The organism is Neobacillus rhizophilus (genome assembly GCF_018343535.1).
GTDB lineage: Bacteria > Bacillota > Bacilli > Bacillales > Cytobacillaceae > Neobacillus > Neobacillus rhizophilus.
Genome location: NZ_JAGYPF010000001.1, coordinates 1 through 12412, shown reverse-complemented (window position 1 = coordinate 12412; position 12412 = coordinate 1). Strand labels below are relative to the sequence as shown.

The window sequence follows — 12412 nt, the reverse complement described above, 5'->3', positions numbered from 1 at the left end:
GATTATTGTTTTACTGCAAACTTAGCCTTTGCTTCAATCCGTCTACGATGCAGGATTGGCTCCGTATAGCCATTTGGCTGGCCATAGCCTTCAAAAATCAAGTCGCACGCCGCCTGGAAGGCAACGGAATCATTATAGTTTGGTGCCATGTTCCGATAAACCGAATCTCCTGCATTTTGCTTATCAACAACCTTGGCCATGCGCTGCAATGTTTCAAGAATTTGCTCTTTCGTACAAATACCATGGTGAAGCCAGTTTGCCAAATGCTGGCTGGAAATTCGCAATGTAGCTCGGTCTTCCATTAACCCCACGTCATTGATATCCAGTACTTTTGAACAGCCAACCCCCTGATCTACCCAGCGGACAACATAACCTAAAAGGGTTTGGCAGTTGTTGTCAAGCTCTGCCTGGATTTCTTCAGGAGTCCAGGATGGGTTCTTTGCTACAGGAACTTGTAAGATATCATCTTGGAAGTCTCCAGTTTGATGAAGCATTTCATTCTGTACTTCTTTTACATCTACTTCATGGTAATGCAGTGCATGCAATGTCGCAGCAGTTGGAGATGGCACCCAAGCTGTAGTGGCTCCCGTTTTTACATGACCGATTTTTTGCTTTAGCATTTCTGCCATTAAATCCGGCATAGCCCACATGCCTTTGCCGACCTGTGCACGGCCCATGAATCCGCTTGAAAGTCCGGCAATCACATTGGATTGTTCATAGCCCTGAAGCCATTTGGATGATTTCATATCATTTTTACGAACCATTGGACCAGCTTCCATGGAAGAATGAATTTCATCGCCTGTTCTGTCAAGGAACCCGGTGTTAATAAACACAATCCGGTCTTTTACCTGTTTGATGCATGCCTTTAAGTTCAAAGTAGTTCTGCGTTCTTCATCCATGACACCGATTTTTAAGGTATTTCGCTCAAGTCCTAGCAAATCTTCGACGCGGTCAAAAAGCTGATTGGCAAAAGCAACCTCTTTTGAACCATGCATTTTTGGCTTTACAATGTAGACAGAACCCTTCTCCGTGTTTTGAAATGGACCATTGCCTAAGAGGGTATGTTTGGCAATAAGGCTAGTCAGAACGGCATCCAAAATACCTTCCTGAATTTCCTCATCATTTGCGTCAAGAATGGCACTATTAGTCATTAAATGTCCGACATTGCGGACAAATAGCAAGGAACGTCCATTTAAAGTGATTTCCTTTCCTTCTGGTGATAGATAGTTCCGGTCCGGATTGAGTGTCCGTGTCATCGTTTTATTGCCCTTTTCAAATGTAGCTGAAAGGGTTCCTTTCATAAGGCCTAACCAGTTGCGATAGACGAGCACTTTGTCTTCGGCATCTACGGCAGCTACAGAATCTTCGCAGTCCATAATGGTCGTAATCGCCGATTCAAGGATCACATCCTTCACGCCAGCCGCATCCGTACTGCCTATCGGATGATTTCGGTCGATTTGGATTTCAAAATGAAGTCCATTATTTTTTAAAAGAATGGCGGATGGATATTCCTGTGTTCCCTGATAGCCGACAAACTTTGCTTCATCTTGTAACCACGTCGGTGTTCCATTATTTAATGCAACCTGTAGTTTGCCATCTGCTACGGTATAGGAAACCGCGTCCTTATGCGTTGCTCCTTGTAATGAAGCCGCTTGGTCAAGAAAATTCCTTGCATATTCGATTACCTTTGCACCGCGTACAGGATTATAACCTCCCTCACGGCTGGCACCAGCTTCTTCGCTGATTGCATCCGTTCCATAAAGTGCATCATAAAGGCTTCCCCAACGGGCGTTGGCCGCATTAATGGCATAGCGGGCATTATTGACTGGAACAACTAACTGTGGTCCGGCTTGAACAGCGATTTCGTCGTCCACATTTTCAGTGGTAATCTCAAAATCTTCTACTTCCGGTTCAAGATAGCCAATTTCTGTTAAAAGTGACTTATACGCTTCGAAGTCAAAGTTTCCATTGTTTTCGCGATACCATGTGTTCAGTTTGTTTTGAATGTCATCACGAACCGCCAAAAGCTCCTTGTTTTTAGGCGTTAAGTCGCTGATGATCGCTTCAAAGCCAGACCAAAACTGATCGGCATCCAATCCGCTTCCCGGAAGAGCCTCCGAGTTAATAAATTCATAGAGTTCCTGGGCTACTTGAAGATTTCCTTTTTTTACATAGTTTGTCATTGGGGTAATATCCTCCTTTGTTAAAATTAAGATGTAATAGCAGTTTCCTTTTCTTTTAGATCTCTCTTAATTTCTACGCATCGTCCCGGCATCGGGAATAGTTTGCCGGCATTTAATAGATTATCAGGATTGAAAACCTCGCGAATATCCGTTTGGGCGATTATTTCTTCATCTGTGAAAACAAAGCGCATTTCTTCTCTTTTCTCAATACCGACGCCATGCTCACCAGTGATGGTGCCGCCAACATCCGCACAAGCCTGCAGACAGGCGCTGCCCGCTTCCAATGCTTTTGCACTTTGTCCAGGTATTCTCGCATCAAAAAGAACTAATGGGTGCAGGTTTCCATCTCCCGCATGAAAAATATTTGCGATCCGGAGTCCGGATTCTTCACTAATTTTGTTAATTTTATTTAGAACTTCCGGCAGTTTGCTGCGAGGAATAACGCCATCCTGTACTAAATAATCAGGAGAGATCGCCCCCATTGCGCCGAATCCCGTTTTCCGGTTCGCCCACCATCTGCCGCGTTCCGCCTCATCCTTGGCTGCTCTGACCTCTCGTACGTTCCTATTTTTGCAGACATCGAGAATTTGGTTGATTTGCTCATCCAAACCAGCTTCAATGCCATCCACTTCAATAAGCAGCACAGCTTCGATATCCTTTGGGTGCCCGACTGGGAATGCGGCTGCCTCCACCCCTTCAATTGCCGTTTTGTCCATCATTTCCAGTGCAGCCGGAACAATCCCTGCTGAAACAATATCAGAAACAGCCTGAGAGCCGTCTTCCACTTTATCAAAATAAGCAAGTACTGTTTTCTTTGATTCTGGGTTTTTCAGAATGCGTACTGTTATTTTCGTCACGATTCCCAATGTTCCTTCAGAACCTGTTAGCAGGCCCAGTAAATCATAGCCTGGTTCATCAGGGATGCCGTTTGCTCCAATTTCAATAATCTCGCCATTTGGCAGAACAACCTCAAGCCCAAGGATATGGTTGGTTGTCACGCCATATTTTAAACAGTGCGCACCTCCAGCATTTTCCGCGACATTGCCGCCGATCGTACAGCAATATTGGCTGGATGGATCTGGTGCGTAGTAATAGCCCTTATCGGAAATGGAGTTCGTCAGCTTTAAATTGACGAAGCCGGGCTGAACCACAGCACGTCTGTTCTCGAAGTCAACACTTAACAGTTTTTTCATTTTAACCAAGCTAATAATGACCTCACCATTTAAAGGGATGGCCCCGCCGCTTAGTCCTGTTCCTGCTCCGCGGGCGAGGAATGGCAGCTGATGATCGGAACAATATTTAACAAGGGCTGCTACATCCTCGGTGTTATTCGGGAAAACAACGGCTTTGGGCAAATGTCTGTGCAAGGTGAAGCCATCACAGTCATAAGCGATAAGATCTTCCTTATGGTAAATAATCGACCGGGCATCTCCGACGATGTTTGCAAGATTTAAAATATGCCGATCGGTTGTTTTGATTCCCTTTACCGCCATTATCGTTCCCCCTTTCCGTCTTCTTTTTGATAAGCCCAATCCAGCAGCTGCACCGTGTGGACGATTTTTTGTGTTCGTCCATGCTTTTGTACGCCCATTGCCATTTGCAGCATACATCCAGGGTTCCCCATCGAAATCATTTCGACATCTTCCGGAACATTTTGCATTTTGTTATCAAGGACAGCTGATGCCATTTCCGGATTCGTAATATTGTAGATTCCCGCACTGCCGCAGCAGCGGTCCGAATTTGGCATATGAACCATTTCCACTCCAGGAATGTTGAGCAATAGATCGCGCGGCTCCTGACGGATACCCTGGCCATGCGCCAAATGACAGGCATCATGATAGGTAATTCGGGTTTTTAATTCCGCTTTTGGTATTTCGTAACCTGTATCATAAAGGTGTTTCGAAATGTCCTCTACCTTCGCCGAAAACTCTTCCGCCTTTTCATGCCATTCTGGATCATCCCGGAATAACTCAGGATATTCCTTTAAGGCACAGCCACAGCCTGCTGCATTGACAATCACCTTATCAGAATCCTTAAATGCCTCGATGTTTTGTTTTGCCAGTTTTCTTCCCATGTCACGGTCCCCCGCATGGACATGCAGTGCTCCACAACAGGTTTGGTTCTTTGGGATCGTTACGTCATTACCGTTACGAGTTAATACGTTAATCGACGCTTCATTAATATCACTGAACATGACATCCATTACGCACCCTGTTAAGAATGCCACCTCACGCTTTGTTTCCCCTTTGGACTTAATGACGTTGACATCTTTGTATTTTTTTCGGACCGGCTCTTTCACTTCGGGCATGATGGCTTCCATATCGACGAGATGCTGCGGCATAATATTAATCAGCTTTGACTTTCGTACGACCTTTTGCATGCCGCTCTTTTGATAGAATCGCAGCAGGCTTCCGAGTTTATTGAGACGATTTTGATGCGGAAATAACCCCTGCAGGAACACCTTGCTTACCGCACCTTTTACGCCTGTTAACGGCATTGCTTGGCGAATCTGACCGCGCGCTTCTTCAATCAGCCCGCCGACTTCCACATCCGCTGGACAGGCAGTCGTACAAGCACGGCAGTCAAGACAAGCGAAAACAGGATCCATAAACTGTTCATTCAGAGAGAGCCGCCCTTCCGCCACCGATTTAATCAAATGGACGCGGCCGCGTGGGGAATGCTGCTCCTGACCAGTAATTTCATAAGTCGGGCATGATTCTAAACACATACCACAATGTACACAATCTGCCCATTTGCTTTCATCTGGGTGATCCTTCGCCAGATAATTACTTAAGCTAGTAGTGCATGCTGGGTCTTTCTTTAACTCCGCTTCTAAAAGACTCATCATTAAATCCCTCCCACAAATCGTTTAGGATTGAGAACTCTATTCGGGTCAACCTTGGATTTGATCCCTTCTAATAGGAAGAAATGTGATGGCTTTTTACCCCAGGTGTCTACTTCCTGTCTTAAGGCAAAAGGCAAATGATTAATGACGGTGTACCCGCCAAGTTTTGTGGACAATTCTCTGGTTTGCTGAATGGCTGAAAGGATATCGTCCTTTGAACCGCTAAGGTTAATTTGGCATAAGCCGTGGCCCAATCCGCCATTGGCTTCTACCTCTAAGTTGTGAGAATCACTAAGGAGATGACTTGCTTTTATTACGTGCGTTACATCCATGTTAACCACACCAATTTTCAAAGAAGCCTGTGTTGAATCTGTGGAGGAGTTTGGTGAAAGAGAGTAAAATTGATTCCAAAAAGACTGTGCTTCTTGTTGAGAAAGAACTTTCAATTCTGAAAGGGCTGGCTGAATGCTTTGGATAAAGTTCTCTTGATAGCGTACCGATGTTTCAACATCCTCCAGACCAACCGCGATTGTGTAACAGCGTTGACCGATCAATCTTTCCGACAATGATGGACTAAGCAATTCCAGTGTTACAGGTTCCATCGTAGAATCCAGAAGCTTGGTGGCAAACGCCTTGATTTCATCCATATTTCCTTGTGGGAATAATACTAAATTCAAACTTTCATATTTAGGGAGCGGCCGAAGCTTTACGGTTACTTCAGATACCACACCCAACGTACCCATCGAACCGATAAACAATTTGTTCATATCATAACCAGCGACGTTTTTGACCACTCTTCCACCTGAACGAATCACTTTACCATCCGGGTAAACGATCCTTAGCCCAATTACAACGTCTCGTGAAGAGCCATAACCGAGCCGCTTGGGTCCGCTATCATTCGCGGCGATAATTCCCCCGATCGTTGCAGACTCTGGACAATAAGGATCGAGTGAAATTTTTTGCTTAAACTGCGTCAAATACTCCTGCAATTCCTTAAAATTGGTACCTGCCTTAACGGTTAACGTCATATCACCAACGACGTGTTCTACAATACCTTTATAGTTTGATAGGGAAAGTAAAATATCGGCTGATTCGGTTAAACCGCCAAACCCTTTTTTGGTGCCATTGCCTTCTACGTTTACCGTTTTACCATTATCATTTGCAAATTTAAGAATGCTTGCTATTTCTTCTTCTGTTTGCGGATACACCTTGACTATGCCGCTATTTCCAAGTGGATGATTTTTATCTCCTTCGATGACTCGCTCTGGTGATAACATGGCCTGTAACTCTGTTAAAAGTTCTGTGGTAATCACTACCAACACCTCCTAGTTGCGTAATAAGCAACTTAGATTCTGCTATTTCTTAAAAAAAATGAAATCACTTTGTCGGTCTGCTTAGCTTATTGTAAGGCAAGACTGTTCAAAAGCTCTTTCTCGACGTAATCCAAGTGTTCCATCATCATCTGTTTCGCATTTTCAGGTTTTCCAAGCTTAATGGATTCATAGATTTTAAAATGTTGTATTTCCATCATCTGAGCAGTGGTTGGGTTTTTCTTAATATAGCGGTGAAAATCAATCATGGCGTTCTTCATCGTTGTTGAGATAAATTCTAAAAGTTGAATAATGATTTCATTTCCTGCCGCTTTGGCGATGGCTGTATGTAACAGATAATCCGAATCCCATCCATTCATAGTTGGATTAGCGAAAATATCTGCCATTAACTGCAGATCTGCTTCTTTTCTATGTATAGCGGCAAGCTCAGCAATCCCTGGTTCTAAAATCTTTCTGACTTGATAAAGTTCACTGATATCTCTTGGTTGGGTAAGCAGCAAATGATTGTTGAAGAGTCTCGTTGAGTCAAATTCCAAAATATAGGTTCCTTCTCCCTGCTTTACATCGACTATACCTTTTCCTTTTAATGTCGTAATAGCATCACGGACTGCAGAACGGCCAACACCAAACATTTCACATAGTTCCCTGACAGAAGGAAGTTTTTCTCCCACCTGAAACGTACCGGATCTAATCATCTCCTCGATTTGCTCAGCAACAGAATCGGACACTTTCTTAGTCGAGATCTTTTGAATTTGCAAACATCTCCCCCCTTCCTTTCAGATATCACATATCTGATAAGTTTAGATTACTTTTATTAAAACACTTTTAACAAAAAAGTTCAATGAATTTTCAGAATAAAATATTTATTGATGCATGGGGACGGTTCTTTTGCCTCAAATGATGGGCGGAAACGGCTCAAGACTAAGAAGGTTCGGACGCTTCCGATTCTTTTTTAAGCGAATTTGTCCGAAGGTGCCCCAGATTCGGACACTTCCGGACTTTTTTCAGACAATTTTGTCCGAAGGTTGTCAAGTTCGGACACTTCCACTTCTTTTTAAAACGATTTTGTCCGAAGGGTACACAGGTTCGGACGCTTCCACCCCTTTTTAAAGCGATTTTGTCCGAAGGTTACACAGGTTCGGACGCTTCCACCTCTTTTTCACTCGATTTTGTCCGAAGACTGCACATCAAGTACTTCAGACTTTTTAGGAAACCTTGGTAGAGAGTATTTCTAAGTGATCTTCGACGATATTACTGCATCAAAATTTCAACCTTTAAGCTTTACTTCACAAAAAAAGACAACCATTTCAGTTGTCTTTTTGTTTGCCCGGCGGCGTCCTACTCTCACAGGGGGTTTTGCCCCAACTACCATCGGCGCTGAGAAGCTTAACTTCCGTGTTCAGGATGGGAACGGGTGTGACCTTCTCGCCATTGCTACCGGACATATTTTATTTAAGTATAATACCGGTGGTCGGGGTCGAACCGACACTCCTTGCGGAACACGATTTTGAGTCGTGCGCGTCTGCCAATTCCGCCACACCGGCATGATATGGAGGCGGCAACCGGATTCGAACCGGTGGTAAAGGTGTTGCAGACCTGTGCCTTACCACTTGGCTATGCCGCCATATTGTTTGGAGCGGAAGACGGGATTCGAACCCGCGACCCCCACCTTGGCAAGGTGGTGTTCTACCACTGAACTACTTCCGCATATTGGCTGGGCTAGCAGGATTTGAACCTACGAATGACGGAGTCAAAGTCCGTTGCCTTACCGCTTGGCTATAGCCCAATAATGGAGCGGGTGATGGGAATCGAACCCACGAATGTCGGAACCACAATCCGATGCGTTAACCACTTCGCCACAACCGCCATATTGATTTTTATAAAAAATTTAATTGGTGGCGGTCTGGACGGGACTCGAACCCGCGACCTCCTGCGTGACAGGCAGGCATTCTAACCAACTGAACTACCAGACCGAATTGCGGGGGCAGGATTTGAACCTGCGACCTTCGGGTTATGAGCCCGACGAGCTACCGAACTGCTCCACCCCGCGATAATAAGAAAGTATTAAGTTTACGCCATGCTAAAAGCTAACGCCTGACTGTATTAATCTTCAAAAGTATATTCAAGAAAGAGATCAATTGATACACTCTAAAATAAATAACAGTCTTATGGCGGAGGAAGAGGGATTCGAACCCCCGCGCGGTTTAACCCGCCTGTCGGTTTTCAAGACCGATCCCTTCAGCCGGACTTGGGTATTCCTCCGAATAATTGGTAGCGGCGGAGGGGATCGAACCCCCGACCTTACGGGTATGAACCGTACGCTCTAGCCAGCTGAGCTACACCGCCAAATATATGATTTCTATGGTGGAGCCTAGCGGGATCGAACCGCTGACCTCTTGCATGCCATGCAAGCGCTCTCCCAGCTGAGCTAAGGCCCCATAATTTTTTGAAAAAATGGTCGGGAAGACAGGATTCGAACCTGCGACCCCTTGGTCCCAAACCAAGTGCTCTACCAAGCTGAGCTACTTCCCGGTGAATGAAATTTGATGGCGCGCCCGACAGGAGTCGAACCCATAACCTTCTGATCCGTAGTCAGACGCTCTATCCAATTGAGCTACGGGCGCATTATTAGTTTTATTGAAAAATTGGAGCGGAAGACGGGATTCGAACCCGCGACCCCCACCTTGGCAAGGTGATGTTCTACCACTGAACTACTTCCGCAAATAAATGGTGCGGGTGAAGGGAGTCGAACCCCCACGCCCGAAGGCGCCAGATCCTAAGTCTGGTGCGTCTGCCAATTCCGCCACACCCGCAAAAGAAGTAATTATTTGAAGTGGTGCCGGCTAAAGGACTTGAACCCTCAACCTACTGATTACAAGTCAGTTGCTCTACCAATTGAGCTAAGCCGGCATTTATGGTGGAGGATGACGGGATCGAACCGCCGACCCTCTGCTTGTAAGGCAGATGCTCTCCCAGCTGAGCTAATCCTCCATTTTTGGTGACCCCTACGGGATTCGAACCCGTGTTACCGCCGTGAAAGGGCGGTGTCTTAACCGCTTGACCAAGGGGCCATTTTAAAAATTTTATTATGGCGGAGAGCAAGGGATTTGAACCCTTGATACGCGGTTAACGTATACACGATTTCCAATCGTGCTCCTTCGGCCACTCGGACAGCTCTCCATAATATGAAAGAAGCGACAGTGAATATTTTCGCACATCTATACTTTTATATCAACGAACAATTTCTTCCAAATTCATTTTAGGGGAAGAAAAAAGACAGAAAGTAAAATTTCTGTCTTAGCCCGGCAGCGTCCTACTCTCACAGGGGCTTTCGCCCCAACTACCATCGGCGCTGAGAAGCTTAACTTCCGTGTTCGGGATGGGAACGGGTGTGACCTTCTCGCCATTACTACCGGACCTATTGAATTATAGGTTTCATTCCCTCAAAACTAGATAATGCAGAAGAAGTATAGTAAAAACGAGTGCGCCTTACTTAATAATGACTTGGTTAAGTCCTCGATCGATTAGTATCAGTCAGCTCCACACGTCACCGCGCTTCCACCTCTGACCTATCAACCTGATCATCTTTCAGGGATCTTACTAGCTTGACGCTATGGGAAATCTCATCTCGAGGGGGGCTTCATGCTTAGATGCTTTCAGCACTTATCCCGTCCGCACATAGCTACCCAGCGATGCCTTTGGCAAGACAACTGGTACACCAGCGGTGCGTCCATCCCGGTCCTCTCGTACTAAGGACAGCTCCTCTCAAATTTCCTGCGCCCACGACGGATAGGGACCGAACTGTCTCACGACGTTCTGAACCCAGCTCGCGTACCGCTTTAATGGGCGAACAGCCCAACCCTTGGGACCGACTACAGCCCCAGGATGCGATGAGCCGACATCGAGGTGCCAAACCTCCCCGTCGATGTGGACTCTTGGGGGAGATAAGCCTGTTATCCCCAGGGTAGCTTTTATCCGTTGAGCGATGGCCCTTCCATGCGGAACCACCGGATCACTAAGCCCGACTTTCGTCCCTGCTCGACTTGTAGGTCTCGCAGTCAAGCTCCCTTGTGCCTTTACACTCTGCGAATGATTTCCAACCATTCTGAGGGAACCTTTGGGCGCCTCCGTTACATTTTAGGAGGCGACCGCCCCAGTCAAACTGCCCACCTGACACTGTCTCCCACCCCGATAAGGGGTGCGGGTTAGAATTTCAATACAGCCAGGGTAGTATCCCACCGACGCCTCCACCGAAGCTGGCGCTCCGGCTTCTCAGGCTCCTACCTATCCTGTACAAGCTGTACCAAAATTCAATATCAGGCTACAGTAAAGCTCCATGGGGTCTTTCCGTCCTGTCGCGGGTAACCTGCATCTTCACAGGTACTATAATTTCACCGAGTCTCTCGTTGAGACAGTGCCCAGATCGTTACGCCTTTCGTGCGGGTCGGAACTTACCCGACAAGGAATTTCGCTACCTTAGGACCGTTATAGTTACGGCCGCCGTTTACTGGGGCTTCGATTCAGAGCTTCGCTTGCGCTAACCCCTCCTCTTAACCTTCCAGCACCGGGCAGGCGTCAGCCCCTATACTTCGCCTTGCGGCTTTGCAGAGACCTGTGTTTTTGCTAAACAGTCGCCTGGGCCTATTCACTGCGGCTCTTCGGGGCTATTCACCCCAAAAAGCACCCCTTCTCCCGAAGTTACGGGGTCATTTTGCCGAGTTCCTTAACGAGAGTTCTCTCGCTCACCTTAGGATTCTCTCCTCGCCTACCTGTGTCGGTTTGCGGTACGGGCACCTTTTATCTCGCTAGAGGCTTTTCTTGGCAGTGTGGAATCAGGAACTTCGGTACTATAATTCCCTCGGCATCACAGCTCAGCCTTAAGGTGAACGGATTTTCCTATTCACCAGCCTAACTGCTTACACGCACATATCCAGCAGTGCGCTTACCCTATCCTCCTGCGTCCCCCCATCACTCAAACGATAAAGAGGTGGTACAGGAATATCAACCTGTTGTCCATCGCCTACGCCTTTCGGCCTCGGCTTAGGTCCCGACTAACCCTGAGCGGACGAGCCTTCCTCAGGAAACCTTAGGCATACGGTGGATGAGATTCTCACTCATCTTTCGCTACTCATACCGGCATTCTCACTTCTAAGCGCTCCACCAGTCCTTACGGTCTAGCTTCAACGCCCTTAGAACGCTCTCCTACCGCGGACACCATAAGGTGTCCACCCACAGCTTCGGTGATACGTTTAGCCCCGGTACATTTTCGGCGCAGAGTCACTCGACCAGTGAGCTATTACGCACTCTTTAAATGGTGGCTGCTTCTAAGCCAACATCCTGGTTGTCTAAGCAACTCCACATCCTTTTCCACTTAACGTATACTTTGGGACCTTAGCTGGTGGTCTGGGCTGTTTCCCTTTTGACTACGGATCTTATCACTCGCAGTCTGACTCCCACGGATAAGTCATTGGCATTCGGAGTTTGTCTGAATTCGGTAACCCGATGAGGGCCCCTAGTCCAAACAGTGCTCTACCTCCAAGACTCTAACTACGTGAGGCTAGCCCTAAAGCTATTTCGGAGAGAACCAGCTATCTCCAAGTTCGATTGGAATTTCTCCGCTACCCACACCTCATCCCCGCACTTTTCAACGTGCGTGGGTTCGGGCCTCCATCCAGTGTTACCTGGACTTCACCCTGGACATGGGTAGATCACCTGGTTTCGGGTCTACGACTACATACTATTTCGCCCTATTCAGACTCGCTTTCGCTGCGGCTCCGTCTCTTCAACTTAACCTCGCATGCAATCGTAACTCGCCGGTTCATTCTACAAAAGGCACGCCATCACCCATGAACGGGCTCTGACTACTTGTAGGCACACGGTTTCAGGATCTCTTTCACTCCCCTTCCGGGGTGCTTTTCACCTTTCCCTCACGGTACTGGTTCACTATCGGTCACTAGGGAGTATTTAGCCTTGGGAGATGGTCCTCCCTGCTTCCGACCGGATTTCACGTGTCCGGCCGTACTCAGGATCCACTCAGGAGGGAACGAAGTTTC

5 protein-coding genes, 18 tRNA genes and 3 rRNA genes are annotated in these 12412 nt (G+C 46.9%); all 26 read right to left on the bottom strand.

Features of this window, described 5'->3' with window-relative positions; all coding sequences use genetic code 11:
* Window positions 1-2: 2 nt before the first annotated feature.
* Complete coding sequence (locus KHA99_RS00130; protein WP_213115412.1) at window positions 3-2183, bottom strand: malate synthase G; 2181 nt, start codon at window positions 2181-2183, stop codon at window positions 3-5.
* A gap of 26 nt (window positions 2184-2209) precedes the next feature.
* Complete coding sequence (locus KHA99_RS00125; RefSeq protein WP_213116839.1) at window positions 2210-3676, bottom strand: FAD-linked oxidase C-terminal domain-containing protein; 1467 nt, start codon at window positions 3674-3676, stop codon at window positions 2210-2212.
* Window positions 3676-5028, bottom strand: coding sequence for a (Fe-S)-binding protein (locus tag KHA99_RS00120; RefSeq protein WP_213115411.1), 1353 nt, complete (start codon window positions 5026-5028; stop codon window positions 3676-3678). The genes KHA99_RS00125 and KHA99_RS00120 overlap by 1 nt, the downstream gene beginning before the upstream one ends.
* 2 nt (window positions 5029-5030) lie before the next feature.
* Window positions 5031-6341, bottom strand: coding sequence for an FAD-binding oxidoreductase (locus KHA99_RS00115; RefSeq protein ID WP_213115410.1), 1311 nt, complete (start codon window positions 6339-6341; stop codon window positions 5031-5033).
* 86 nt (window positions 6342-6427) lie between these two features.
* Entirely contained in the window at window positions 6428-7117 is a 690-nt protein-coding gene (locus KHA99_RS00110) for a FadR/GntR family transcriptional regulator (RefSeq protein WP_213115409.1), read from the bottom strand.
* Between the two features lie 567 nt (window positions 7118-7684).
* Window positions 7685-7801: ribosomal RNA gene (gene rrf / locus KHA99_RS00105) — 5S ribosomal RNA — on the bottom strand.
* 20 nt (window positions 7802-7821) lie between these two features.
* A tRNA-Leu gene (locus KHA99_RS00100) sits at window positions 7822-7903 on the bottom strand.
* A gap of 6 nt (window positions 7904-7909) precedes the next feature.
* Window positions 7910-7983: transfer RNA gene (locus tag KHA99_RS00095), tRNA-Cys, on the bottom strand.
* An 8-nt stretch (window positions 7984-7991) separates the two neighbouring features.
* Window positions 7992-8066: transfer RNA gene (locus KHA99_RS00090), tRNA-Gly, on the bottom strand.
* A 4-nt stretch (window positions 8067-8070) separates the two neighbouring features.
* Window positions 8071-8145 (bottom strand) — tRNA-Gln (locus KHA99_RS00085).
* Window positions 8146-8149: 4 nt separating this feature from the next.
* Window positions 8150-8225, bottom strand: a tRNA-His gene (locus KHA99_RS00080).
* A gap of 30 nt (window positions 8226-8255) precedes the next feature.
* Window positions 8256-8332 (bottom strand) — tRNA-Asp (locus KHA99_RS00075).
* A gap of 3 nt (window positions 8333-8335) precedes the next feature.
* Window positions 8336-8409 (bottom strand) — tRNA-Met (locus KHA99_RS00070).
* Between the two features lie 119 nt (window positions 8410-8528).
* Window positions 8529-8621: transfer RNA gene (locus KHA99_RS00065), tRNA-Ser, on the bottom strand.
* Window positions 8622-8628: 7 nt separating this feature from the next.
* A tRNA-Met gene (locus KHA99_RS00060) sits at window positions 8629-8705 on the bottom strand.
* Window positions 8706-8721: 16 nt separating this feature from the next.
* A tRNA-Ala gene (locus KHA99_RS00055) sits at window positions 8722-8797 on the bottom strand.
* A gap of 17 nt (window positions 8798-8814) precedes the next feature.
* A tRNA-Pro gene (locus tag KHA99_RS00050) sits at window positions 8815-8891 on the bottom strand.
* A gap of 15 nt (window positions 8892-8906) precedes the next feature.
* A tRNA-Arg gene (locus tag KHA99_RS00045) sits at window positions 8907-8983 on the bottom strand.
* A gap of 22 nt (window positions 8984-9005) precedes the next feature.
* Window positions 9006-9080, bottom strand: a tRNA-Gly gene (locus tag KHA99_RS00040).
* A gap of 7 nt (window positions 9081-9087) precedes the next feature.
* A tRNA-Leu gene (locus tag KHA99_RS00035) sits at window positions 9088-9172 on the bottom strand.
* A gap of 21 nt (window positions 9173-9193) precedes the next feature.
* Window positions 9194-9269: transfer RNA gene (locus KHA99_RS00030), tRNA-Thr, on the bottom strand.
* A gap of 5 nt (window positions 9270-9274) precedes the next feature.
* Window positions 9275-9350: transfer RNA gene (locus tag KHA99_RS00025), tRNA-Val, on the bottom strand.
* A gap of 5 nt (window positions 9351-9355) precedes the next feature.
* Window positions 9356-9430, bottom strand: a tRNA-Glu gene (locus KHA99_RS00020).
* An 18-nt stretch (window positions 9431-9448) separates the two neighbouring features.
* A tRNA-Ser gene (locus tag KHA99_RS00015) sits at window positions 9449-9539 on the bottom strand.
* Between the two features lie 120 nt (window positions 9540-9659).
* A 5S ribosomal RNA gene (gene rrf, locus KHA99_RS00010) occupies window positions 9660-9776 on the bottom strand.
* 87 nt (window positions 9777-9863) lie between these two features.
* Window positions 9864-12412, bottom strand: a 23S ribosomal RNA gene (locus KHA99_RS00005); the annotation flags it as partial.

Excerpts from the sequence above, each read along its gene's own strand:
- KHA99_RS00130 (WP_213115412.1), bottom strand. The coding sequence starts at position 2,183 with ATGACAAACTATGTAAAAAAAGGAAATCTTCAAGTAGCCCAGGAACTC.
- KHA99_RS00125 (WP_213116839.1), bottom strand. The coding sequence starts at position 3,676 with ATGGCGGTAAAGGGAATCAAAACAACCGATCGGCATATTTTAAATCTT.
- KHA99_RS00120 (WP_213115411.1), bottom strand. The coding sequence starts at position 5,028 with ATGAGTCTTTTAGAAGCGGAGTTAAAGAAAGACCCAGCATGCACTACT.